The sequence below is a fragment of the Halomonas alkalisoli genome (assembly GCF_021412585.1).
GTDB classification, from domain to species: domain Bacteria; phylum Pseudomonadota; class Gammaproteobacteria; order Pseudomonadales; family Halomonadaceae; genus Halomonas; species Halomonas alkalisoli.
This window is the reverse complement of record NZ_JAKCMI010000029.1, coordinates 27,782-50,963: the sequence shown is the minus strand read 5'-3', so window position 1 is coordinate 50,963 and position 23,182 is coordinate 27,782. Positions and strand designations below refer to the sequence as shown.

Below are 23,182 nucleotides of genomic sequence, written 5' to 3'. Positions count from 1 at the left end.
GGTCACCTCAGAACAGGGCGGGGAAACTCGCCGGCGTGAACGTGCCGGCCGGGTATGGCTCGGTGGTGAAGTCCTCGAGGGTGAGGTCGCCGGTCACACGCCCGGCATTCCAGCGCACATTGCGCAGCCAGAAGTCAGGCCAGGCACGCTCGACCGTATCCGCATCGGCGGCGCGCACCACCTCGATCAGCGCCTGAACCGGGGTCTGGATAGAACGGATGGTCTGCCCGATCTCGCGGCTGACGTTGTCGATCCACAGCCGGGCCAGGCCGGGGGCATCCTCGTGCTCGCCGGGAGGGTCCAGGCCGAAGGGGAAGTCCTGGAACTCCGCGCCACGCGAGACCATCGGCACGGTGTTATCGACGACGCGGATGGGCTCGGCAAGGCTGGGGTGCGACAGCGTGAGCAGCACCAGCCAGACCTCGTCGGTTTCCTGGGCGAAGGCGCTGCGGCGGAGGATCTCGCTGGCCTGGGTCATGGCAGAACCTCAACGGTGAACGAGATCTCCCACAAGCGCTTTGCCTGGCTTGCCCCGGGGCGGATCAGGTCGGCCTCGGGCTCGTCCTTGATGCGCAGCAGCGCGGGCTGCCGAGTGTCAGGGTCGGTCCAGGAGAAGGCCAAGGAACCGCCGCCCAGGTCATCGTCATAGAAGGCATCGAAGATCGCCTTCTGCTCGCCGGTCGCCTGGATGCTGGCCCCGGGGTATTCCGTCACCCGAGCCGTGAACCGGCGGCGAACCTTGGCCGGACCGGTGTCGGTCTCGGTGCGGAGCTTACCGCTCTGGCGGCGCTGGGCGATCGGGAAGCGCAGCACCTGGGGCAACGTGGCCGGCCATACGGGTGTGGTCATATCAGCCCCTTCCTGTCAGTACCGGCTGCGCGCCGAACTTGTTCTTGAGCGCCCGGCTCATCTTGCTACCGGGGGTGTTCAGCGCCTGGGCACCCATCTGATCGAACATGACAAAGAGGTCCATGCCACCGTCACTGTTCTCTCGCTCCTCGGTGCGGGCCTGGTGGCCATCGGGCGGGGTGATGTAGACGTTATTGGGCGAGCCGCTGCCCTGCATAGCCGGCAGGGTGGGCGTGCGAACACCCACCGCACCGCCACGGGCATATCCACCCAACCCCTTGCGCAGCGCCTCCACCACCGCCACACCGCCGGCGCGGGCAACGTCCGTTTGGCTCCACACCACTTCACCACGGTGCACGACACCAGCAGGCTCATAACGACCCCCCGGGCCGGTGTAACCGCCCTGGGCATATCCGCCGAAGTCGATTTGTGATGTGAAACCACCAGGAATGGAACTACCGCCGGAACTGCCGAACAGGCCCAGCGCCGCCTGCCGGACGTAGATTCGCACCATGTCGTTGATGATGCTGTCGGCCAGGCTGCTGAAGTCGAGCTTGCCCGTTTTCACGAACTCTGAGAGGGCGTTCTCCATACCCGAGAAGGCGTTGGTAACCAGGGTCTCGGTCTGCCCCGCCATGTCGCGGGTGTTGTCGAGATAGGTTTCGAAGCCCCGCCGGGCACCGTTGCGCCAGTCCTCTTCGGCGGCCAGCTTGCGTGCGTTGGCCGACTGAACCAGGCGAACCTCTTCGTCCATGAGCCGCATCAGCAGTTGCCGGCGCTCCTCGTACGCCGCTTCGCTGATGCGGGTGCTCTCGTCTTCCTGCCGCTGGTGAAGGTCGCGCAGCTCGTCGGCGAAGCGTTGCCGAACCGAGGCAATCTCTCGCATGGCCGAAACGGCTTGATCGCTTCGGCCAACGGCGACGATGTCGAGCTCCACCTCCTGCGAACGCGCAGCGAGCCGCGCTCGCTCTGTCGCCTCAAAGCGCATCAGCTCAATGGATTCACGCGCCTGCTGGGCCAACCGCTCCTTCGCGGCCAGCTCTCCCTCGAGCTGCAGCAGGTGCGCTCCCTGGGCCTGGCTCAGCTCCCGCAGGCCACCATGCTCCAGGTCGTAGCGCAGGGCGGCAGCACGGCTGGCATCGCCATGCAGGGCGATCTGCCGTTCCAGGCCCTCCGCCTGCTGCTGGTAGGCTTGCAGGATCCGCTCGGCATTGCGCTGACCTTCTTCCGCTGCTCGCTTGGCTTCGTCGGCGGCTTTCTTGCGCGCATCCGCCAGTTGCTGTTCGCGATCCAGGGTCGACGCCAGAAACAGCGTGGTACCCCGCATCAGGTCGGAGACGTCCGCCCCCATGGCATCCAGCCGGCGGCTGGTCTGGCCCAGCAACGAGGGGTCACGCAGGTTGGCAATCTGTTCGCGTAGCTGGTCGTTGTAGCGCTGCCAGGCCTGCAGGGTCTTGTCGCTGGGCGCGTTTCCGTTTACCGCACCACCGGCGCGGCGGGCGGCGCCCTCGGTTTCATCTAGGTGCCCGTTGAGGGTATCGATGCGCCGGCCGAACTCGTCGGCATTTATGCGGCCCTCTGAGAACTCAGCGGCCAGCAGCCGGTATTCACGCATGATGCGGTCGGGGACACCGATGCGCTCCTGGATCTCGTTAAGCACGCTGTCGAGACTACTGGCGCCGTCCTTTACCTCATCGAATGCAGCATTGATCTCATCAAAGAAGGTGCGCGCCGCAGCGCCGTCCATATCGGCAAACGCTTCACTCAGCAGCCCCTGACGAACAGACTCAAGCGCCCGGCGGGCCTTCTCGGCCTCCTCTTCCTGACGGTCACCCCAACGGATCAGAGCCGCCTTCTGCTGCTCAGTCGTCAACTCGCGGAACTGCCCGATCAAGGTGTCCATCGGTTGCTCGAGGTCGAGCAGCGAGGCGGCCACTTCATCCGAGCGATCACGGAACAGCAGGAAGCTGGCGGCGGCCCCGGCGGCCAGCGTGATCAAGCCAGCAGGCCCTGGCAGCAAGGCAAGCGCAGCCCCCTTCGCCCGAGCAGCAAGACTCGTAGAGGCTGCCAAGCGGCTCTGGGCTGCTGCCTCGGCATTCGTTGCCGCTGTGTGGCGGGCAGAGGCGCCTGTCGCTGCAGTGCGGGCAGCACCCAAGCGGGTCAAGGCTGCCGTGTGCTGGTCGGTGCCGCGTGCCGCGCGCTCTGAAGCAACTGCCCGGGCGAGGGCTTGCTTGGCTGAGGCTGCCTCAGCTGCCGCCAGCCTTGCCGAGGCAGCAGCCGCTTGCTGCTGGGCGGCGGCATGCGCAATCTGCGCCTGGGTGTTCTTGACGAACTCCGCAGCGGCTGCACCAGCAGACACCGCCAGACCGCCCATGAAGCGTCCCAGACCCATGGCGGCGAACACACCAGCCACGGCAACCACGTTTTGGATATTATCGGCCAGTAGCTCGATGCCGCCGGCCAGAGCCGCCGTGGTGCCATGGGCTTCGTTCGCCTGGCCGATATAGGCCATGAACGAATCCTTCAGCACCTGAGTGGCATCTTCCACCGAGGTCGGCATCTCCTCGAGTTCGCGGCGCAGCTCGCCGAGCGAACGCGTCAGCGCGCCGATCACCACATCAGCGGTCAGCTCGCCAGCGGTGGCCATCTCCTGCAGGCGCCTGGTACTAACGCTCAGCCCCTCAGCCAGGGCCTGCTGCAATCGAGGCGCGTTCTGGATCACCGAGTTGAAACTGTCGCCCTGCAGGCGCCCAGCAATCATTGCCTTGCTGAACTGATCGATCACCGACTTCGTTTTTTGTGCATTGGCACCGCTGATCACCAGGCCGGCCGAGAGCGCCTCAGTGATGTCGAGCACTTCCGCCGTGGCAAAGCCCAGCTCACGCAGCGGACCCACCGAGTTGACGAACAACTCGCTGTTGTCCATCAGGCTCTTGTAGGTCACCCGGCTGATGCGCTGCAGCCGCTCCTGCACATCGGCGTACTCACGCTCGCTCTCGATCGCCAATCGAATACGGCTGGCCATCTGGCCATAGGCATCGGCAGTTTCGATCAGCCGCCCGGCGGCGAAGGCGCCGGCCAGCACACCGGTCATGCGCAGCGCCGTTTGGCGAATAGCCAGCATTTGAGTGTTGAGGGCGCGCAGGTTGTGCTGGTTGCGAACGAGAGCCGCATCAGTGCGGCGGGCACCACCCTCCATCGAGCGGTAGTACTCGGACCCCATGCGTGACGCGCGAGACATCTCGCGCTGATATACACTCGAATCAGCGCTGATGCGGACGATCAGTTCGCGTAGGGTCGCTGCCATTAGCAATCTCCGGGCATAAAAAAACCCGCCGAAGCGGGTTTTAAGAAAAGAATATAGTTATCTATTCAACATCACAGTTTCTGTTTCACCTTCTCCAACCGAAATTTGCCGGAGAACCGCTCCGCCCTGCCGAGCTGGACCAAACTGCGACGGCACTTCCCAAACTACAGAACCAGCCACGTAATATCTTCCTGCAGGTAACCCATTGAATTCAAAGTTGCCGCTTCCGTCAGCTATGGTTCTGCGAGTGAACGCTTGCGCTCTCGGATCAGGATCTTCAATTCTTTTCCCAGCAAGCATCACCCTTGTAGCTTCTGATGTATAAGAGGTGACAGGAGTTATAACAACCTCCCTACCAGCACCATACTTCACGTCCCCACCACGTGTAGTCATGAATACCTGCCCCCTTACAGTAGAATCTCCAGACATTTCAAGGGCAGCATATTCTGATTCTGGAAAAGCCACTTGACGCTTTACAACCTCTTGTGTCTGCATTGTCTGGCAGCCAGACAAGAACAGCAATGCGATTAGAGCTAGCCCTACTTTTTTCATAGTTAGTTCCCCGTTGCTTACGTACCAACTGAGAACGTAACCCACCGTTACCGGCTTGGCTAGTGCTGAGCTCAAGAAAGACCAGGCAACCTCATTCACTCACCGATCCGTTCTGTGTGCCGCTTTGAACAGGCCAATCCGACACACCTTTCGCCCATCAAAAAGCCCCGCCGGGGGCGGGGCTTTTAGCGATTCGATTCAAGCACTGCAGCTGGTGGGGCGTTCCGCTCCCCCATGCGCTTGGCATACCTCTCATCAACAAGGCACTTCATGAGATCACGCTTGCTCAGACCCACCTGATTTCTCATGTTCTTGAGAAGCTCACGATGGAATGGCTCAAGGTGCTGACTCACTGTCACCAAGCGCCTTTGTCCCTCGAAGCAGGGGTGTTCCCACTGTTCATGCGAAGTACCCGCCTGCCGATCTTGCTCGAAGCCAAGGTTCTTCAGCATCTTGATGAATTCCCGGGCTGTGACTGGTCTTTCTCGAAAACCCACACGCGCCTCTTACGGACAAGCCCAGGGAAGATCACCTTTTTCTTTCCAAAGCTGCCTTTCCTGCGCAGCCTGCTGCTTATTATGCCACCACACTTTGGCTCGTACCCAGTGGTAGCGCATGCGGGTAGAGAGTGGGGCAGGTCGGTGAAGCAGCTGCATCGCACCTTGGCGGTCGCCTTCATGGTACACACGCTCAACATAGTTGAGGTAATCATGGACCTGATCATGCAGCTTGGTACGAACCTCTTCTGCCGAGTCGCCCTGCACCGCCAAGCTCAGATCGATGCAGAATGCCAGGTACAAATCACCCTCTCGCTGTAGCAAGCAGCGTAATTTCAGATACTTAGCATCACTCATAGCCATTACTCCACCGCCACCTACCGAGATAACAGAGCCCTGCTTCATTGGCAGGGCTTTCTTTTTTTCAACTTTCTGTTGAATGCATAGTAAGCGACACTCTTAGTGATACGCAAGTTTCCCTACTTGACATAGGCCTAAAGTCGTGATTTGAACTGTATGTATAACCACCACATCTTGTGTCCCGTACACACATCCCGCCTGTTACTGTCAAGATGTGGTGGTTCACGCTTCACCCGCCAACCCTGCAAACAGCATCTCCAGCGCCTCGTCGTCTTCCGCCGGGGCGTCTTCCTCGCCCCCGCCCCAGTCGAGCAGCACGTCGTCAAAGCTGACCTTGGCACCCTGTGACTGAAGCACGGCCATGGCGATCTGCGCGGACTGAATGTCACCGCGCCGGTCACCGATCGGCGACTGCTGGTCGTAGGCCATCCAGAGAACGAGCTCCCGGGCTGTCATGGTGTGGCGTAGTTCGGCGAGGGTCTTGCCCAACCGTAGCGCCAGGGTCATGAGGAAGTTCAGCCCGGGGCTCTCTCTCAGTTTTTTGCCGCATCCTCCACCGGCGTGGCAGTGTTGAGCCCGGCCAGCTCGAAGGCAGCGTTGAGGTAACGGCCGTACACCGGCCCCCACAGGCGGTTCACTTCTTCCACATCGTCATCGGTGAAGATGCGCTCAAAGGTATTCGGGTCGAGCAATACGCGAACGAGCAACGCCGCTTCGGGGGTGTGGTCCCGGCTGGATGTGACGCGCTCGGCCACTTCCTCGGCGTTCTCTTCGGTAACGTCCTCGCCGGCCGCTTCCTGCAGGTGCTGTTGCCAGGTGAGCCAGTCGTCGGCACCAGGCTCACGAACGATGACCTGGGCGTCGGTGTCGCCCACCGGCATGGACCGGTGGCGAAAGCCCGCGAGGGGCGCCAGAAGCGCCGCCCGCGGATCGGTGGTGGTTGATTTACGGCGTGCCATTCAAAGCCTCGCTTACGGTGCGGGTTCGGGTGCAGGGGCGTAGGCGGGCTTACCGATCACGCGCAGATTAAAGCCACCGGTTGCCACTCCGTTGGGGGCAATGCTCCAGTTATCCTGGCGCACCTGCACCAGCAGCTTGGCGGTGTTGCCGGTCTTGAAGGTCACCCGAACGATGCGCAGGGAGTCGTCGGCATCGGCGGCGCGCAGGGTGTCCTGCCCTTCATCTTCCTGCTTCCAGTTGCCGCTGATGGTCAGTTCGCCCTGGCCGCGCAGGCCGTTCTCGAGTTCCTCTTCCTCGCTCTCGATCACGGTGACGTCCAGGTCGCTCTTTTGCCCTGCCGTGTAGGCGATCTCCTTGGCGGTGGTGGAGATCTTCTTCCACTCCGCCACCTCGTCGGCGACCGTCTCGACGGCGGCACCAGACACCTCGACAACGGTGCCGGCGGTGAGTTGATACTTCGCTTTACGGGCCATGGTTTCCTCCAGGCTTGAAAAACCCGCCGGCGGCGGGTGGGTTAGGTCCAGATCGCGACTTCTGCCGTCGCTCGGTAGAGCCCGGTATCGGGCTCGTAATCCTGCAGCTCCATCAGATCGCCGGGATCCATGTGATCCACTGCACCCAGCGCGTCAGCCAGCAGACCTTTTGCAGCCAGCAGACTGTCGGCATAGGCGTCGAGCTGCACCGCCGCCCGCTTGGCCCCCAACCCTGCCAGGGCGTCGTCGCCCTGGTTGGTCGGCACACTGAACACCAGGTAGGGGGCTTCGGTGCCATGCTGGGCCACCAACAGGAAGACTCGGCCGCCGGCGAGCGCCGACAGGGCGGCGAAGAGCTGGGCTTCGATCATTTCTTCAGTACCTTGTCGAGCGCCTCGGTGACCTTGGCGATCGCCGCGTCACCGGCTTCCTGCTCCTTGGCATCGAATGCGGGGCGGATAAACGGCACCGGAGGCATTTTCGATGTGCCCAGCTCAATGAAGCGCCAGTAGAAAGCGTTACTGGGGTCGTCGGCCTTGCCGCGGCTGCGCACGCGAACCCCTGCAGCGGACCGGTTCCCTTCACTCACCTTGACGGTCACCGCCTGGATGTTGCGGGAGAGCTTCCCACTGCGCCTCGGCGCACGGCGACGAGCCTCGTCGCGTATCACACCGGCACCGGCACGAGCACCCTGGCGCCGCACACGGTCATTCTCGGCCTGAGTCAGCATCTTGAGGTCATCCTCGAGGTTGCCCAGGCCGACGAAATCCAACCGGCTCTTGATCATTTCCGCACCCCCGTGGAGCACATGCAGAGCAGCTCCCGGCGCTTGGCGTCGGGCAATGGAGCCTGAATGGTGTAGATCTCGCCGTTGCCGCCGGGCGGCAGGTGGACGAACCGCATGAGCGCCTCCACACCAGGGCGGTACCGCATGAGCACTTCGACGGTCACTTCGCCCTGCTCGGCACTGGCAGAGAGAAAGGCGCGCCCGCTGACGCCCCGGACCTCGGCCCACACTTCGGTCACCTCGACCCAGTCGTGGGTAATGCCGCCCAGGTCGTCGCGCACTTCGTCGCGCTTCTGCAGGGATAGACGGTCGCGGAGTCGTCCGGCTCTCATGTCGGTGTCACCACGTAGAGATCCAGCAGGCCTTCGAGGAAGTCATGCTTGGATGTGATGGTGCCGACCACGGCTCTTTCACGGTGCTCGTACATGCTCGACACCGTCGCCAGGATCCACTGCCGAATGGCTGCCGGCACGTCGTCACCGGCAGCGCCATAGCCCGCCCGATATTCCACGGTCACGGTGCCCACCAATCGACGGTTCGCGACCACGGCCGGGAAGTCACCGATCTCGGCCTGGTAGTCAGCCGGGTCCAGCGGGCCTTCGTCATCGCTCACGCTGGTGACCTCGATGACAGGCCAGCGGCGCAGGCAAACGGTATTGCCATCCGCCTCCTGGCGCTGCTGCCACGCCTGATCGATCAGGGCACGGCCAGTGCGAAGCTCGGCCTCTTGCCGGGCAGCCGTGATCATCAGCTGCAGCATGGTGTCATGCTCATCATGCTCGACCGTGGCCTGCACCTTGGCCTCGACCAGGGTCACCGGCTCGGCTTCAGGGGGCGTGATCAGTCGGCTACGCACTGGCATCACTCAGTCCTTCTTCCGGGCGGCCTTGGCGGCACGCACTGCCTTCTCGTTGCCATCAGCGCCGCCACGCTTGATCAAGCGCTGCGCCTCGTCATAAGGCAGCGTCGGCGTGGCGCCGGGCTTGTAGTCGACCTTTCCCACCCGCTCATCACGAAGGATGAGCACTGCCATGTGGCTAGGCGGTGGATCATTCGCGGGCGGCGTGCCGGCCCCCTGCTCGGCGGCAGGATCGTTCGCGGGCGGCGTGCCGGCCCCCTGATCGTCGGCAGGATCGTTCGCTGGCGGCGTGCCAGTCTCCTGCTCGTCGGCAGGATCGTTCGCGGGCGGCGTGCCGGCCCCCTGATCGTCGGCAGGATCGTTCGCTGGCGGCGTGCCAGTCTCCTGCTCGTCGGCAGGCTCTTCCGCCTTGGGCGATGCCGATGCCGGAGTGGTTGCCAGCTCTTCGCCCTTCCCTTCATCCTGCCTGGCGGTCTTGCTCTTGGAGTCAGCCATGCTCGGTTCCTCGCTATGCTGTGCAGGGCCGGCGTACCGGCCCTGCACTTACCGTGGTTGGGTTATCGCCCCAGTGATCAGGAAGCGGCGTTCTGGAAGTGCTTCACGGCGCCGCCCACGTCCATCAGGCGACCACCGGAGCGCATGAAGGCGAGGAAGCCGACCTGGCCTTTCTCGGTGTATTTCGAGTCGGTCATGCGGAAGAACTGCAGCTGCATGACGTCACGAATGATGTACTTCGCGTAGTCACCGAAGAGCATCGGCTTGTTGCCGGCACCGAGCTGATCCATGTGCTGGTTGATGGTGTAGCGGTACCCGTTGAGGGTATCCGGCTCGCTCACCGCCACGCCCGGCACCCACAGCGGGCGACCCTGATCGTCCTTCAGCTTCTTCAGCTCCCGCAGGGTCATGTCGTGGAACATGTAGCCGACGTTGCCGCTGCGGCGATAGGCCGGGTCGACGCTGTGCTCCAGGTCCACCAGGTCGTCGTAGCCGGCGCTGTCGACCTGGCCGGTCGGGGCGATCTTGCCCGCACCGGAGCTGGTGACGATGCCATGCGGCTGGCCGACACCGGTGCCAGTGGTAAACATCCGGTTGGTGATGCGTCCCAGGCGTTCCTGCAGCAGCTCGCGCACGTAGGCCTCGAGGTCGATCTCGCTGTCCTGAAGCAGCTCGAAGGGCAGCGCAATCGACTTGGACGAGAACTTGTAGGTCACGTGAGGCAGGGTACCGAAGCTGGTTTCGCCCACGCTGACCGCAGCGTTCTCGCCGACGATCTCGCCTTCCTCGCTGGTGGCGTCGGTGGTCGGCCAGTTGATCGCCACGCCGGAGGCGGTAGAGAGGACGCGGGAGATCTCGCGCATTCCACCGAAAGCCTTGAGCGCCTTCAGCAGCTCGGCACTGAAACCGTCCGGCGCCAGGTAGCCGCCCTCGCTGCCGGTGCCGGTGCTCATGGCGTTCTGCATCATCTTCTGCCGAACCTGCTGCACATGCTCGCGCTGCTCGGCATTCAGGCCGTCAACGCCGTTGCGCATCCAGGCCTTGAAGATGGAGCTCTCCTTCTGCTTGAGGGCGGTGGCTTCGTCGGTGCTGATGCCATCCCGGCCAGCACGATCCTCGATGCGGTGCTTCTCTTCGGCCTCGCGGTCGAGCAACTTCTGCTGACGGTCGAGACTGGCATCGATGCGGTCGATCTCACCGATCAGGTTGGCGTACTGGGTATCCTGCTCCTCACCCCAGGTGTCTCCGGGGTGCTTGTCGAGAAGCTCGCGGGCGGCCTTGGCGGCCTTGGTGCGCTGCTCCCGCAGGTCTTGGATGCTCTGAGGCATGATGCTGTCTCCTTCGCTTACTAAAACGCCGCCCAGAGGGCGGCGCAGGGATATGGCACGCGGGAGCCCGCTAGTGCCGTTCGATCAGCGCGAGCCGTCGCTCGGCTTGCGCTCGGTCGTACTGTTGTTCAGGGGGCGGCCCTTGAGTGAGGGCGCTGGGCGTGTTGTGGTAGGCAGCCAGGTTCCACTGGGCAGCGGCTTGGCGCCGGTCGGTTTCGAGAACGGAGTCGATGAAGCCATGTTCCTTTGCCTCTGCTGCGGTAAACCAGGTCTCGGCCTCGAGCCAGGCAATCAGCTGGTCACGCTCGGTGCCAGTGCGCTTGCCGTAAGCGTCGAGGATGGAGTCGTCGACCTTGGTCAGCAGGTCGACCTGCTTCAGGTGGTCGCGCTTGTTGCCCATGGTCAGGGTCCACGCCTCGTGGATCATGAAGAAGCCGCCTTCGCTCATCTCGACTTCGTCGGTCACCATGGGCAGGAAGGTGGCAGCACTGGCCGCGAGTCCCTCGATATGGGAAAACGTCTTGACCTTGAGCTGCGATAGCGCGGTGGCCATGGCCCTGGCTTCGAAGACGTCACCCCCCGGACTGTTGATGTACAGGTGCAGCTCGTCGATCTCGCCTTCCATCGCGCGGATCTCGCGGTTGAAGGCCTCGGCGCTGATGCCGAACCAATCGCCGATGGCGTCATAGAGATAGATCTCACCGCGCCCTTCGTTATGGACGGATCGGAAATCCTTGGGCCGCGCCTGGTTGTCCAGGAACAGCTGCAGCAGCTTAGGCATCGGCATTGGGGGTCACCTCGGGTGCGTAGAGTTTGTCGCCACCCTCGATCGGCGGCAGGTTCTCCTTGGCGCGTACCTCGTTGGGCGTCATGTAACCCGGGTTCTGGGTACCGCCCAGGGCCGACTTGTAATACTCGGCACGCGTCTTGGCATCACCGCGCAACAGGGCGGCAACGTTGAATTCGGCAAACAAGTTTTGGTCGCGCAGCAGCTTGCGGTTGATCTCCTGGGCCCAGCGGGTCAGGTGAGGCTGCAGGGTGTAGATGATGAAGCCCAGGCCCATCTGCTCGAGACCACTACCCCAGCTGGTGCTCTTCTCGTTGGCGTTGATCATCCAGCTGGGCAGACCGAAGGCTCGGGCAATGTCGGTAACCTGGAACTGCCGAGCCTCCATGAGCTGTGCATCTTCGGAGCTCATGGTGATCTGCTGGACCTTTGCCCCGCCGACCAGCATGCCAGGAAGGTGAGCATTGGCCGTGCCGGTGTGACGCTTCAGCCAGTTATCGCGGATCCGGTCGAGCTGCTCCTGGCTCGGCGTCTTTTCCATGGTGATGACATGGTCGGGGCGAGCCCCGTTGGAGAAGAAGCGAGCACTGTACTCTTCGGCCGCCATGGCCAGGCCGATGCCCTGCTTGGCCGCCAGGCCGATCACCGAGGGACTGCTCACCCCATCGAAGCCGACATTCGGCAGGTGCAGCACGTCATCCTGGTCGATACCGCGGTAGCCCTCTTCTTCCAGGTTGGCGAAGTAGATCAGGCGGCCGCCACGCTTCTCGATGATGGTGTGCTGCCGAGGCAGCGGGTCGAGACGCTCGGCCTCGCCTCGGCGGTTACGGCGGATCCAGGCCAGGCCATCCCCGCGCAGCAGCATCGAGGCGATCTGATGTTCGCGCATCGCACTGGCGGTAAAGGTGGGGCTTGCCTCCTGGTTGAGCAGCCACCAGAGCGGATGGTCGACACGCTCGCGCCCCTTGTCGGTGCGTCGGTAGACATGCAGCGGCATGGTAGCCACCGCCCCGCAGAGCATTCGAACGCAGGCGTAGACGGCTGTCACCCGCATGGCCGTCTCGGCTGTCACCGCGGGGCCGGCGTAGCTGGGCCCTACCTGAAACAGCTCGAGCAGGCTTTCAGGGTTGGCCGTGCTGACGGTCTCGTTGCGAGGCCCAGGGTCGGGCGAGAGCGTCGGCTCTTCTCGCACCGCGGGAGCGGTGCTGCCCGTCAGGCGATTGAGTAGGTTACGCACGGCGTCTCCCGTCACAGAATGATGAAGTCAGGCTCACCGCCATCGTCGTCTAGTTCGCCCAGCGTCAGCGACGTGGCCATAACAGCGGCAACGATGCCATCAACCCGGCCCGTACTCTTGCGCTTGTCCACCTTGCGGTTGCCCGCCGGGTCTTCCTGATACACCGCGTTGGCGGCGCACCAGGTCAGTACCGGGTGGCCGGTATGGCGCATCTCGGTATTGACCAGGCGGCGCTCGAACTCGTCGACCGCTGGGGCCATGGTCTGGAAGCCCTGGCCGCAGCTGATCAGCGGCGGCAGGCTCACACCCTCCTCATCGATCAGGGCGGTCAGGTCCTCGATTCGCCAGCGGTCGTAGCCGATGCCCTGCAGGTCGTACATCGCAGCGATCTCGGATAGCTGATGCAGTACATGACGCTTGTTGATCGCCCGGCCAGGCGTGGTGTGCAGGTAACCTCGCTCCTGCCACAACACGTACGGCACCCGGTCCTTCTCGGCCTTGCGGGGCAAGCCCTCTTCAGGCAGCCAGAACCACGGCACCATGCGCCAAACGGAATCGTCCTCTACCGGCTCAAACAGCAGCACCAGGGCCGTGAGGTCCTGCGTGCTCGACAGGTCCAAGCCGGCATAGCAGCGCCGACCGCGCAGGGTGTCGAGATCGAACTCCTTGTCCTGGGTAGCCAGCCAGGCATCCCGGCTGATCGCCGGGTTGTCGGCCTGCACCCACATGCAGAAGTTGAGCCGCTTTACCGTCGCCTCCTTCGATGGCATGCCTCGCGCCTGGGTCACCTGCTCGCGCAGGTACTTGAGGCCGGGGATCCCGTAAGCCAGCGAGGGGTTGGCCTTGTACCAGCACTCCTCGCCCTCGAACGGGTCGTCGGTTTCATCCAGGCAGCAGACGAAGCCGAAGAACGAATCGTCCTCGAGGCCGCCATTGGCCACCTTCACCGCGTAGTCGTGGTAGTCCCAGCAGACCGACAGCCGGTCGGTACCGCTGTTGGTGATCATGAAGATCAGCGCTTGCTCGCGGCTCTTGGTGCCGGCGCGCATCATCTCCACGACCAGCGGCGTCTTGTGCTCGTGGATCTCGTCCAGCAGGGCTACGTGGGGCCGAGGGCCCGACTGGCCGTCATCGGCCGCCACCGTGCGGAAGAAGCTGCTGGTCTTGTGGAAGGCGAGGTTGTACTCCTTGCCCGCGGCCCCTGACTTGACGATGCGCGTGGCCAGCAGCGGCGACTGATCGACCATAGCCACTGCATCGCGGAACAGGATCTGAGCTTGGTCCTTCTTCGTCGCCGCGGCGTAGACCTCGGCACGCTCCTCACCGTCAGCGGCCAGACCGTAGAGCCCGACACCGGCGGCGAGCGGCGACTTGCCGGAGCCCTTGGCGGTCTCGATGTAGGCCACGCGGAAACGCCGCCAGCCATCTTCGGCTTTCCAGCCAAACAGCGAGCCCACTACAAAGGCCTGCCAAGGCAGCAGGTGGAACGGCTCTCCCTCGAAGCGGCCACCGTTGAGCCGCAGCACGTCTTCGAAGAATCCGATAGCGTGGTTCGCCGCTTCCAGGTCCCAGAGCAACCCCCGCTCAGGGCCATGCTCCATATCCCGAAGGTGACGCTCGCATGCGTTGCGAACCTGGGGGCCGGCGATCAGCTCGCCAGCGACTACTGCTCGAGCATAGGCGGTCGCCCGATCGTCACAGACCGTACTTTCGGGCGGTTTCCGCTTGCTCATTGGGGAACAGTTCTCCCTGGGTCACGTGGCCGGTACCGAGCTTGGCGCGGGCCGAGGGATTCAGGCCGAACGAGCTGCCGGCTGACCGCATGCGCTCCTCGGCGCGGTTCGCCACCTGCATCCAGACGGACATCTGCTTGTAGCCGCTCGGCGTGTTCGCCACCATGCCCGAATCGCCAAGCTCGGCGATCTTCTCGCGCGCCTGCTTCCAGTCGCCCCAGGCCTGGCAGTAAACCGCCAGTTCGGCCCGGTCGACCTTGGTGAGCAGGCCGAGTATCTCGAGATCCTTCACGATCCGCCGCCACTCGGCCTTGGCATCCTTGGTCAGGAAGGCAGGGCACGGCGGCGCCTCAACCTTTAGCGACGGCGCGCCGTTGTCGTGCAGTTCATGCCCGGGCTTCTTCGAGGGGTTGCCGCGCAGGGCATGAACATTCGCCGGCAACGGCCGGCGGCCAGAATTCTTGTTGCCAGCCATAACGGCGACTCCAGTTGATGGGATTCAGGACACCCCAGGCTCGAGATACCCCCCTCCCATATTTCCCGCTTTCACAAGAAAAGGGGGCGGATCGGTCTCGGTCGCTGAGGCTGTGGACTTTGACCACCCCCTCCCCCTTCGGCCCGCCACGCATCGCGAGGCGAGTCAGGACCAGTGATGATGAGGGTCTGCAGGCAGCCCATCGGCATCGCAGCCAGGCAGGGCGCCACCCTTCTCCAGGCGCTGCTTGTCGATGTCGTGGCATGGCTTGCACAGCCCCTGCCAGTTCGAGCGTCGCCAGAACAGTTTGAGATCGCCCTTATGTGGCTCGATGTGGTCAACAACCGTTGCCGGCGTCACCTTGCCCCGTCGCTGACAGAACACACAAAGCGGGTGCTCCCGAAGGTAATCCTCCCGGGCCTTGCGCCACTTGTGGCCATAGCCGCGTGACGCTGCGCTACCACGGCGCTGGTCATACTCACTCACTGCTCACCCGCCGATCCGGGGCGCTCGAGGATGCCCGCGACTGCCGCGCGGTCGGCATTGGCTCTACGCCGCAGCGACTCATAGTCAGCCAACAGCTGCAGCAGGTCCCGGTTACGAGTCACGTTCCTCGTCGGTACCGGCAGCGGGCTGAGCAGGTGGCTGGGCACGTCCGGACTCACCATCACCGGCACCGTCAACGGCATCGGCTGTGAGGTCGCGCAGCCACTGACGAACAGCAGCAGGGCTAGGCTGATCAGCCCAGTCGGCAGTTTCGGCATCGTCACGCTCCAAGTTGCTGGCCGCGGTGCGGATCAAGTCGAGCAGCTGGCCATCACGCTCAAGCTGTTCGTCACGCACAGCCAGGACCAACGACAGGGTTTCCAGTTGCTGCCGCTGCCAGCGCTGATGCTCGAGCAGGATCTCGGCGCGCTGTTCACTACGTGCTACCTGGGCCTTGCTGTCCGAGAGCTGCAGCGCATAATGGCGCGCCTGCATCCCGGCATAGACAGTGATGCCGAGAAGCCCAGCAATCAGCCAGCCGGTGGCTCCACTCATCAGACGGCGGATCATTTCAGCCACCGTCCGACAAGCTTCTGATACAGCTCATCGCTCCTGTGGCCAACCCATTCGGTACCCTTGAATGCGATAACCGCACCGATGGCGGCAGCCAGGCTCACGGGCAGGCCCAGGTACTGCAGGACAGGGAATACGGCCAGAGTCAGGCAGCCGCACAGCACCGCCTCCATCCAGCTCTTCTTCCGCTTCGTGCCAGAATGCAGGCTCCGCACCAGGGCAACAACGAACGCCAGCGCCGCGGCGTAGAGCTGAGGCCACGCATTCGCGACATACGCCAGAGCAGCCTGCAGGAACTGCGGATCCTTATCCGGGCCGGACATGGCATCTCTCTGTCTTTTCATTGGGCCACCTCATGGGGCTGCCCTGCGCATTTCGGGTTATGGTTTTCTTGCTGCCGTGGCCAGCACGCCAGCGATCTCGCCGGCCAGCACCTGCTTGTGCTGCATGTAGGCGGCCAAGTCGTGCGGGTTGGTCAGGAAAAACAGCTCGTGGATGATGCCCCCACCATCCGAGACGAACGCCAGGCGATGGTGATGGCCGGCATTCTCAGGGCGGGCCCCACGGTTCTCGATGCCCAGCGTGTCGGCAGTCATGCGGGCCAGCTTGGCACCCAGCGGCTTGTTGGGGGCATGCGAGAGCGTCCAGCTACCGCTGGCCCTGGGCGATGCCGAGTCGGTGTGAAACTCCACGGCAATATCGCAGCGCTTGGCTATGTCCACCGCCTGGCTCAACGGCAGGTTCTCGTGTGGCTCGCCGTCAAGCAGGTGCTTGATACCCAGCTCGCACAGCTCGGCACTGACCAGCTGCCGGAACTCCAGCACGATATCCGCTTCGCGAAAGCCGTTGGCCACAACGCCAGGCTGGGTATCGCTGTGCCCGGCAGAGATCATCACGGTCCACACCTGGGGCGGGGCAGATGGGATCGCCTTGACTCGATCAATCCAGCGAATCGTCATCGCACTGCCTCCAGAAAGTAAAATGCCGCCCGAAGGCGGCACCGCCCACCACGGCGGGAGTAACTCGGTTCGTCATGCGCAAGAAACAAAAACCCCGGCGAGATGCCGGGGGAAAGTGCCATGCAAGGTGACCGCAGGGATTCGAATCAGGCGCAGCTATGTGACGGTACGCGAATCATGGCCCTCGATTCCGGTGGCATCAACCACCAAGTAATGCTCATACCGCAATGTGTGGGGTTCGCCCCGGCGTCATACCACAATGCAACGGTCTCAGGCATACCGCTGCCGCTTGAATTGGTCCTTCAGGGCACGCTGCAGCTCATAATGCAGCCGGTGCAGCCGGTCATAATAGGTCTGGCGGGCCAGCCCAAGCCGTGCTGCCTTCTCGTCGCTGTAGCCGTTCCAGCGGTAATGCTCATGTGCCAGCACCTGGTGGTTGTCATGCAGCGTGCGCAGGGCCTGCTCGATCTGCCACGCCGCCTCGTCAAGCTCACCCAGCCCCAGCGGGTCCCGGCTGCCCTTCGGGTTACTCGAGCGTGGCGGTATGCCACCAAACTCAACCAGGGCGCCCAGGGGGCTGCACTGGCGCAACCCCCGCCCTCGATGCTGGTCTGCCCAGTGCTGCAGCAGCTCGTCCATTTCCTTGATCATTTGGTGTGCTCCTACGTGGTGGTGGGCCTGGTGGGTGGCCGTGAGCTACTGATTCTTCGCCAACTCGACATCTGCCTGGTGCTGGATGGCCATCGCCTTGACCATATCGCCGAGCAGCTGCGGATTCTTCTCGAAGAATTCTGGCGAGAGGTTCCTATCGAGGATGTCGATGGCGGCTACCAGATAGGACTCCACCGCCAGCGCGGACTGTTCCTGCAGCTCCTCTCTGACCTCCCGCTGACGCTGTTCAAGCGTGCCTTGATTTCTCATGGTCAATCTCCCTGCTGGTAAGTGGCTGTCACATGTGTCACATAAGACCTTCGTATCATGTGACAAGAAAAATTCTTATATATCAACGTTGTCACTAGTGTCACATATGTCACATATAAAACTATAAATATACATGCGCGTGCGTGCGCATGCGCGCATATGTGCGCGAATCACTGGTGACACTGGTGACACTGGTGACACGATTGATTAGCAAAGGATTTTTCCTCACCCATCATGTGACAGAACATGTGACAAACCCCGATCATGTGACAAATCATCCTTAGTTTTCCGAATCTGGGTCGGCACCTGGCCGCAGGTATGGCCGGATCCGCTTCGTCGAGCCAGCGATTCTCTGCTGAGGCTGCTTCAGCCAGCCCAGGTGGCGCATGATGTCCCCCACCCTTCGCTGCTCCTGCTTGCCCTGCCTCGCCACGTCCAGGCGCAAGGCATGCTCCATGAGCTCCCTCGTCGTCACCTTGTTGATATAGGCAGACTTCGCCCCGCCATTGCGCCAGTCCGGATAGGCGTTGGAGGGCGCATGACCATCCAGGTAGTCAACGATGCGCTCTTCCCAGGGATCCTCGAGGTAGCGCTGATCCTGCTCAATGGCCGCCTGGTCAACTGGCACCTTCCACCACTCGAATCCGTCTCGGTAACGCTTCAACGCTTCCGCCCAGAGCTGCTCACGCCATTGGCTGACATACCCCACATCTGCCTTGCGGCAAGCCACGGGCAGGAAGCGACGTGCCCCTGTGGAGTCAATCAGGTACTCAGTCGCGTTGGTGGTACCGATGAAGATGCATTGTCGCAAGTGGCTGATGGCGCGCTGCGCATAAGGTGGGCGAAACTTGTCATCGCGGCGGGTGATGGCCATCTTGACCATGGTGATGTTGGCCTTCGAGAACGACTGCAGCTCGCCGATCTCGACCGCCCAGGCCCCCTGGATCGTCAGGAAGAAGTCTTTGTTGTCGGGCGCCTCGGAAAGCTCCACATACCAGCCGGCGCCGAACAGCTCGCGGATACACGTCGACTTGCCCAGCCCCTGCCCGCCCTCGAGGATGATCATCTCATCGACCTTGCAGCCCGGCTCTTGTATCCGAGCCACAGCCGAGACCAGCATCGAAACGCCCAGGTGCTGCGTGTAGTCGTTATCGTCCGCTCCGAAGACCTGACTCATGAGCCCCGCCAACCTGGGCGTACCATCCCACGCCGGCAGGTTCTTCAAATAATCGGCCACCGGGTGATATCGGTGCTCGTCGGCTACGGTCATCGCTGCCTTGTCGGCCACGTTGACCTGGCCGATCGGCACGCCCATCTGCTGCTGCAGCCACACCAACGCATGCCCGGCATCGGCATCGCGCCACTTGCCGGCCTCACCATTGGGGAAGGGTGGCGCCCTCAGCTTGTCCACTTCCTGGGTAAAGGAGTTGAATGCCAGCAGCCCCTTCCATGCCGGGTGGTGCTTGAACACAAGGTAGGCGTTACCTAGCTCCCCCTTGATGGTCCCTCGGTCAGTTCGCCTCAGCTCTTCGACCCATTGCCACTCTGCGTCGGCAGGGTCTCCTACCCCATCCTCAGGCTTACGCCCGGATGGCGGACTCTCGGTGCCTGCCGCAAGGCTTTCGATGGGGGGTGAAGCATCATTGGCAGCCTCGAGTGCGGAGAAGAGCTGCTGCCGCACCGCATCCAGGCCCTGCGCCTGGTGAAGATCATTCCAATCCATCAGGCGGCCTCCAAGCTCGGAAAGGCCACTGCACAGCCCAGGCTTTCCGCCAGTGCCGCCGTCTTCGTGCGCCCCGGATTGTCCGGGCTATCCGGGTCGTCATCACCGCAGAGGATCAGCTGAGAAGCGGAGAACATCGCCCGCATCAGAGGCGCCACCTTCACCATGTTGCCCAGGTCCACCGCCACGGCCACCGGCCAGCCGGTCGCCTCGTACACGCTGGCCGCCGTTGCGTAGCCCTCGGCAATCGCCACGATGGGCGGCATCTCGTTGGGACTGGGATCGATCAGGTGGAAACATCCAGACTTGCGGCCGAACTTGGGGAACAGCTTGGTGCCCAGGTGATTGATCGTTTGCAGTGACCAAACCTGCCCGCGGGCATCCCGCAGCGGCACGACGACGTCATTCGAGCGCAAGTGGAAGAAGTGCAGGTGATCCGGGCGGGGCTTCGGCAGGTCATCGAAGAACAGCTTCACATCGGTACCGGCCCAGATATCGACCCGCTCGCGCTGGCTATCCACGCTCACTACCACCGCCCGCTTCGGAAACAGCACGCCATGGGCGCCGACGCCCTTACGCTGCAGATAGGGGGATTCCCCCTCGGCCACCAGGTGCTGCTCGATCACCCGCCGGCAGGCACCGGCCACGGCCTGTTGCATCCGGGCCAGCTTGGCCTGGTCGGCCTCGACCTTCTCAGCCGCCCTGCGCCGGCGCTCCTCCGCCGCAGCCTTCAGCTCCCGCCTGACCGCCGCGCTCATCTCTCGTTCCGTGCGTTTCCAGCCGCCATCCGTAGCCAGCTTGATAATCGTACCCAGGCGCACATGGCCCGGGCTCAGGCTGCGCCACACCGCCTTGGCATCGCCCGCACTGTAGCTCGCCGCCTGCTCGCTCCATTCGTTCCAGGGCTCCCAGCCATCGTCGCCGTATTCAGTCTTGCAGGCGTTGCCGATGCTGACCCAGGTTTCGCGGTCATCGGCAGGAATGTATTGCAGCGCCTGGCGCAGCTCGTCGAGGGATAGAGGATCATAATTCACCGACGCCCCTCCCTGATCGTCTGGCAGGGTACGCACGTCGTCACGCCCGGCAACCGCTCGCGGCGGGCAGCGGGGATCTCCTCGCCGCATTCTTCGCATTCCACCGGCCCGACGCCGGCTTTGGCCAGAGCCGCCTGGCGTGCGGCAAGGCTCTGCTGAAGGCGATACTCGATCAGATCCTGCGCGATATCGGCGTTGTCCATTACTCATCGCCCTCCGCGTAGTTGTTCGCCGCCGCCTCGATCGCCAGCGACGCCGCCATCAACCGCCGCACGCGCAGGTGCAGCTCACGCGCCTCGTGGGGGTGTATCACCCCATCTTCCAGGCTCTCGTGCAGGGTCTTGACGGTATCTGCCACACGCTGCTGCAGCTCACCGACCGATGCCAGCAGGCCGACCACTGGCCCCTCGACATGCTTGGGGCACGGGCACACGAAGATGCACCCGGCCATCTCGCCCAGGGAATCCAGGATGCGGGCGTCGCCGGTAGTGGCGAGCACCGCCTCGAGGTCATCGATGTTCGGCCGGTGCGGTTCGTGGGTGGGGCTCAGCTTGTGCTGCAGGGTAGTGGGGTTGATCCCGTGTACCGCGGCGACGGCTTTAATGCCACCGGGATAGTCCCGGGCAGCGTGGTACAGGGCAAGGGAAAGAGGAAGGACTTCGCGCTGGGCACGATCGCGCGAATTCGGTAGGCGCCTCGACATGGCATTACTCCCGCTACGTTGCCATGCGATCCGCTTGCCAATGCGTTATCCTTGCAAGCGTGATCGCATTTGGTGTGCATCACATGCAGAGAAGCCTGTGGTGGGCATTCAACCTCTCTGCGACAAGTCTGGTGACTGCTAACCACATTCACCAGCACCGCCGGGGGATTACCTATGGTGGGTAGGTTCCCCGGCACTGGTCAGGCCGCCTCCCTAGGCGGCCTGACCTTCATGCTTTGGGGGAAAAACATCGTCAAGCGTGCAATCAACACCCAGAGCCTGCAGCGCGGTTACGATAGCGCGACTGTCTTCCAGCGAAGGACCCCGGCGACCATGCTCATAATTGCTCAACCGGGCCTGATGCCAGCCCAGTTGATTAGCAAGGTCTATTTGCTTGATGCGGTGCTTGTTTCGCAGCTCAATTATCCTGTTCATTCCCCGTTACTCCGTAGGGTTCATGCCCCACTATAATAACGGATTGCAATGCGCACAAGCACGAACCCTACCAATCGTTTGCACCGGCCTTTTCATACCGTGATATTTTCGCGGAATGAACACACTCGGCCAGCGCATACGCGCCCTGCGCGAGGCCCGTAACCTGACCCAGGCAGAGCTGGCAAGGCATTGCGGCTGGGACTCGGCGGGCCAAGCAAGAATTGCCAATTATGAAAAGGATCGCAGAGAGCCCAACATCGGCGACTTGCGAAAGATCGCCCGTGCCCTGGACGCATCACTGATGCGGCTGCTGGATGAAGAGAGCCACGGCGTAAAAGAAGACAGGCAGCAGCACGGGGACGACGACTTCATCATCATTGACCAATACACCGCCGCTGGATCGCTGGGCAATGGTCACATGAATGATCACATCGAGGTCAATGGCGGCCTGGCTTTCAAGCGCTCCTGGCTGCACCGCATGGGCGCAAACCCAGATGACCTGCATGTTATCTATGCCAGAGGCATGAGCATGGAGCCGACCATCCTCGATGGGGACGTGGTGCTGATGGATGAAAGCCAGACCGAGCCCCGCAATGGCAAAATCTATGTCATTCGCCGACCCGATGGCGAACTGCTGATCAAGCGCCTGGTTCACAGCATTACCGGCCGCTGGATCATCCGCAGCGACAATGACGACAAGCGCAGATATCCCGATGAAGAGCTCGCCGATGACGCCATGGCCCAGCTGACTATCGTCGGACGCATCATCTGGCACGGCGGCAACCTCTAGCACCGACACACTCCAGTCATCACTACATATCGGCCGGTCAGCACCGGCCTTTTTGTTATAGTCCGCCAGCAGACATAACATTTCGTATTGACAACAACCAAACGTTGCGCAATGCTTCTCTTACTCGCCCACCACGAGTTAGAGGAAAGCGCAATGCACACCAACAGCATCACCCCGGCACGGGTGTACCTGCACCCGGCCGCCATAACCAGCATCAAAGCCATTCAAGCCATTGAGCATGCCACCGGCCGACTCGCCTGCGTCGTCGCCGCCGGTCGTGGTATCCACCTGCTCACCCCCGCAGAAATAGCCCGCGCCGAAGCGAAGGCAGGTGCGGCATGAACAACGTTACCCACCTGCACGGCCTGACCACGGCACACCGCTGCCTGATGGCGCGCATCCAGGACATCTGTGTCGATATCACCCTGCACACCGAGTACGAGGCTTGCTGCCATTACTCAGGGGGCACCCACTCGCTCACTGCTTCGATCATCCCACCTCATCGTCAGGAAAAGGAAAAAGGCGGCGATGGTAGCTACAGATCCGAGTGGAGCATGAGTGTTTACCTGCCACCGCAAAAGCTCGCCGACGCTGATTCGTTGAATAGCCTGAGCCACATGCTCAACCAGCTCACCGCGCGCCTGCCGATGCCAGGACCAGGACCAGGGACGGGGGGTGCCGCATGAGCGACTTCTTCAGCCCCTTCCACTACCTCGCCACGCTGCTGGTCGCCCTGCTCCCGGCAGACGCAAGCGACCTGGCCGTGGGCAGCGCCATTCTGCTGGGCATCATGCTCGTGCTGATCGCACTTCTCCTGTTTGCCGCCCTCCTGGGCACCTATCTCGAGAGGAGGTTCTGA

The 23,182-nt window shown here is 62.7% G+C and carries 35 protein-coding genes; 4 read left to right on the top strand and 31 right to left on the bottom strand.

What is annotated here, in order from left to right; all coding sequences use genetic code 11:
• Positions 1-7 precede the first annotated feature (7 nt).
• The 31 genes from LY622_RS13910 to LY622_RS13770 all read right to left on the bottom strand — a co-directional run bounded on the left by LY622_RS13910 (position 8) and on the right by LY622_RS13770 (position 21,533).
• A complete protein-coding gene (locus tag LY622_RS13910; RefSeq protein ID WP_234291443.1) occupies positions 8-478 on the bottom strand; it encodes a DUF1833 family protein in 471 nt (156 codons plus the stop codon).
• Positions 475-849, bottom strand: coding sequence for a hypothetical protein (locus tag LY622_RS13905; RefSeq protein ID WP_234291442.1), 375 nt, complete (start codon positions 847-849; stop codon positions 475-477). Before LY622_RS13905 ends, LY622_RS13910 begins: the two co-directional genes overlap by 4 nt.
• Position 850: 1 nt before the next feature.
• Entirely contained in the window at positions 851-4,156 is a 3,306-nt protein-coding gene (locus tag LY622_RS13900; RefSeq protein ID WP_234291441.1) for a phage tail tape measure protein, read from the bottom strand.
• Between the two features lie 57 nt (positions 4,157-4,213).
• Positions 4,214-4,708 carry a carboxypeptidase regulatory-like domain-containing protein gene (locus LY622_RS13895; RefSeq protein ID WP_234291440.1) on the bottom strand — a complete coding sequence of 165 codons (495 nt, stop codon included), beginning with the start codon at positions 4,706-4,708 and terminating at the stop codon, positions 4,214-4,216.
• Between the two features lie 185 nt (positions 4,709-4,893).
• Positions 4,894-5,160: a type II toxin-antitoxin system HicA family toxin gene (locus tag LY622_RS22675; RefSeq protein ID WP_369413791.1), complete on the bottom strand. Its 267-nt coding sequence runs from the start codon at positions 5,158-5,160 to the stop codon at positions 4,894-4,896.
• A gap of 54 nt (positions 5,161-5,214) precedes the next feature.
• Positions 5,215-5,562 carry a hypothetical protein gene (locus tag LY622_RS22670; RefSeq protein WP_369413790.1) on the bottom strand — a complete coding sequence of 116 codons (348 nt, stop codon included), beginning with the start codon at positions 5,560-5,562 and terminating at the stop codon, positions 5,215-5,217.
• Positions 5,563-5,787: 225 nt separating this feature from the next.
• Positions 5,788-6,072: a phage tail assembly protein T gene (locus LY622_RS13885; RefSeq protein WP_234291438.1), complete on the bottom strand. Its 285-nt coding sequence runs from the start codon at positions 6,070-6,072 to the stop codon at positions 5,788-5,790.
• Positions 6,073-6,098: 26 nt separating this feature from the next.
• Entirely contained in the window at positions 6,099-6,524 is a 426-nt protein-coding gene (locus tag LY622_RS13880; protein WP_234291437.1) for a phage tail assembly chaperone, read from the bottom strand.
• A 12-nt stretch (positions 6,525-6,536) separates the two neighbouring features.
• Positions 6,537-6,998, bottom strand: coding sequence for a phage tail tube protein (locus tag LY622_RS13875; RefSeq protein WP_234291436.1), 462 nt, complete (start codon positions 6,996-6,998; stop codon positions 6,537-6,539).
• Between the two features lie 41 nt (positions 6,999-7,039).
• Positions 7,040-7,369, bottom strand: a complete 330-nt coding sequence (gp17, locus tag LY622_RS13870; RefSeq protein ID WP_234291435.1) for a tail completion protein gp17 — start codon at positions 7,367-7,369, stop codon at positions 7,040-7,042.
• Entirely contained in the window at positions 7,366-7,785 is a 420-nt protein-coding gene (locus tag LY622_RS13865) for an HK97-gp10 family putative phage morphogenesis protein (protein ID WP_234291434.1), read from the bottom strand. The genes gp17 and LY622_RS13865 overlap by 4 nt, the downstream gene beginning before the upstream one ends.
• Positions 7,782-8,117 (bottom strand): phage head closure protein, encoded by a 336-nt coding sequence (locus LY622_RS13860; RefSeq protein WP_234291433.1) that lies wholly within the window; start codon positions 8,115-8,117, stop codon positions 7,782-7,784. The genes LY622_RS13865 and LY622_RS13860 overlap by 4 nt, the downstream gene beginning before the upstream one ends.
• Positions 8,114-8,647: a head-tail connector protein gene (locus LY622_RS13855; protein WP_234291432.1), complete on the bottom strand. Its 534-nt coding sequence runs from the start codon at positions 8,645-8,647 to the stop codon at positions 8,114-8,116. The genes LY622_RS13860 and LY622_RS13855 overlap by 4 nt, the downstream gene beginning before the upstream one ends.
• A gap of 3 nt (positions 8,648-8,650) precedes the next feature.
• Positions 8,651-9,139, bottom strand: coding sequence for a hypothetical protein (locus LY622_RS13850; protein WP_234291431.1), 489 nt, complete (start codon positions 9,137-9,139; stop codon positions 8,651-8,653).
• Positions 9,140-9,216: 77 nt separating this feature from the next.
• Positions 9,217-10,467: a phage major capsid protein gene (locus tag LY622_RS13845; RefSeq protein ID WP_234291430.1), complete on the bottom strand. Its 1,251-nt coding sequence runs from the start codon at positions 10,465-10,467 to the stop codon at positions 9,217-9,219.
• 70 nt (positions 10,468-10,537) lie between these two features.
• The gene (locus LY622_RS13840) at positions 10,538-11,254 is read right to left on the bottom strand and encodes a head maturation protease, ClpP-related (protein WP_234291429.1); all 717 of its coding nucleotides are present in this window, start codon (positions 11,252-11,254) and stop codon (positions 10,538-10,540) included.
• Complete coding sequence (locus tag LY622_RS13835) at positions 11,241-12,491, bottom strand: phage portal protein (RefSeq protein WP_234291428.1); 1,251 nt, start codon at positions 12,489-12,491, stop codon at positions 11,241-11,243. The genes LY622_RS13840 and LY622_RS13835 overlap by 14 nt, the downstream gene beginning before the upstream one ends.
• Positions 12,492-12,502: 11 nt before the next feature.
• Complete coding sequence (locus LY622_RS13830; RefSeq protein WP_234291427.1) at positions 12,503-14,224, bottom strand: terminase large subunit; 1,722 nt, start codon at positions 14,222-14,224, stop codon at positions 12,503-12,505.
• Positions 14,187-14,699 carry a phage terminase small subunit P27 family gene (locus LY622_RS13825; protein ID WP_234291426.1) on the bottom strand — a complete coding sequence of 171 codons (513 nt, stop codon included), beginning with the start codon at positions 14,697-14,699 and terminating at the stop codon, positions 14,187-14,189. Before LY622_RS13825 ends, LY622_RS13830 begins: the two co-directional genes overlap by 38 nt.
• A 165-nt stretch (positions 14,700-14,864) precedes the next feature.
• On the bottom strand, positions 14,865-15,185 hold the full coding sequence (locus LY622_RS13820; RefSeq protein WP_234291425.1) for an HNH endonuclease: 321 nt from the start codon (positions 15,183-15,185) through the stop codon (positions 14,865-14,867).
• Complete coding sequence (locus tag LY622_RS22485) at positions 15,182-15,307, bottom strand: hypothetical protein (protein WP_255762589.1); 126 nt, start codon at positions 15,305-15,307, stop codon at positions 15,182-15,184. Before LY622_RS22485 ends, LY622_RS13820 begins: the two co-directional genes overlap by 4 nt.
• Positions 15,297-15,755, bottom strand: a complete 459-nt coding sequence (locus tag LY622_RS13815) for a hypothetical protein (protein WP_234291424.1) — start codon at positions 15,753-15,755, stop codon at positions 15,297-15,299. The genes LY622_RS22485 and LY622_RS13815 overlap by 11 nt, the downstream gene beginning before the upstream one ends.
• Positions 15,752-16,081, bottom strand: a complete 330-nt coding sequence (locus LY622_RS13810) for a phage holin, lambda family (protein WP_234291423.1) — start codon at positions 16,079-16,081, stop codon at positions 15,752-15,754. The genes LY622_RS13815 and LY622_RS13810 overlap by 4 nt, the downstream gene beginning before the upstream one ends.
• A 57-nt stretch (positions 16,082-16,138) precedes the next feature.
• Positions 16,139-16,717 carry an N-acetylmuramoyl-L-alanine amidase gene (locus LY622_RS13805; protein ID WP_234291422.1) on the bottom strand — a complete coding sequence of 193 codons (579 nt, stop codon included), beginning with the start codon at positions 16,715-16,717 and terminating at the stop codon, positions 16,139-16,141.
• Positions 16,718-16,987: 270 nt separating this feature from the next.
• Positions 16,988-17,368: a hypothetical protein gene (locus LY622_RS13800; RefSeq protein ID WP_234291421.1), complete on the bottom strand. Its 381-nt coding sequence runs from the start codon at positions 17,366-17,368 to the stop codon at positions 16,988-16,990.
• Positions 17,369-17,413: 45 nt separating this feature from the next.
• The gene (locus LY622_RS13795; protein WP_234291420.1) at positions 17,414-17,638 is read right to left on the bottom strand and encodes a hypothetical protein; all 225 of its coding nucleotides are present in this window, start codon (positions 17,636-17,638) and stop codon (positions 17,414-17,416) included.
• A 280-nt stretch (positions 17,639-17,918) separates the two neighbouring features.
• On the bottom strand, positions 17,919-19,361 hold the full coding sequence (locus LY622_RS13790; protein WP_234291419.1) for a virulence-associated E family protein: 1,443 nt from the start codon (positions 19,359-19,361) through the stop codon (positions 17,919-17,921).
• The gene (locus LY622_RS13785) at positions 19,361-20,395 is read right to left on the bottom strand and encodes a PriCT-2 domain-containing protein (RefSeq protein ID WP_234291418.1); all 1,035 of its coding nucleotides are present in this window, start codon (positions 20,393-20,395) and stop codon (positions 19,361-19,363) included. The genes LY622_RS13790 and LY622_RS13785 overlap by 1 nt, the downstream gene beginning before the upstream one ends.
• On the bottom strand, positions 20,392-20,598 hold the full coding sequence (locus tag LY622_RS13780) for a TraR/DksA family transcriptional regulator (protein ID WP_234291417.1): 207 nt from the start codon (positions 20,596-20,598) through the stop codon (positions 20,392-20,394). Before LY622_RS13780 ends, LY622_RS13785 begins: the two co-directional genes overlap by 4 nt.
• Entirely contained in the window at positions 20,598-21,098 is a 501-nt protein-coding gene (locus LY622_RS13775; protein ID WP_234291416.1) for a phage regulatory CII family protein, read from the bottom strand. The genes LY622_RS13780 and LY622_RS13775 overlap by 1 nt, the downstream gene beginning before the upstream one ends.
• 213 nt (positions 21,099-21,311) lie before the next feature.
• On the bottom strand, positions 21,312-21,533 hold the full coding sequence (locus tag LY622_RS13770; RefSeq protein ID WP_234291415.1) for a helix-turn-helix transcriptional regulator: 222 nt from the start codon (positions 21,531-21,533) through the stop codon (positions 21,312-21,314).
• 115 nt (positions 21,534-21,648) lie between these two features.
• On the opposite strand from LY622_RS13770, the gene LY622_RS13765 reads away from it, so the two are divergent.
• From LY622_RS13765 to LY622_RS13750, 4 genes are all read left to right on the top strand, one after another.
• The gene (locus LY622_RS13765; RefSeq protein ID WP_255762587.1) at positions 21,649-22,323 is read left to right on the top strand and encodes an XRE family transcriptional regulator; all 675 of its coding nucleotides are present in this window, start codon (positions 21,649-21,651) and stop codon (positions 22,321-22,323) included.
• A gap of 153 nt (positions 22,324-22,476) precedes the next feature.
• Positions 22,477-22,665 (top strand): hypothetical protein, encoded by a 189-nt coding sequence (locus LY622_RS13760; protein ID WP_234291413.1) that lies wholly within the window; start codon positions 22,477-22,479, stop codon positions 22,663-22,665.
• A complete protein-coding gene (locus LY622_RS13755) occupies positions 22,662-23,009 on the top strand; it encodes a hypothetical protein (protein WP_234291412.1) in 348 nt (115 codons plus the stop codon). Before LY622_RS13760 ends, LY622_RS13755 begins: the two co-directional genes overlap by 4 nt.
• Complete coding sequence (locus LY622_RS13750; RefSeq protein ID WP_234291411.1) at positions 23,006-23,182, top strand: hypothetical protein; 177 nt, start codon at positions 23,006-23,008, stop codon at positions 23,180-23,182. The genes LY622_RS13755 and LY622_RS13750 overlap by 4 nt, the downstream gene beginning before the upstream one ends.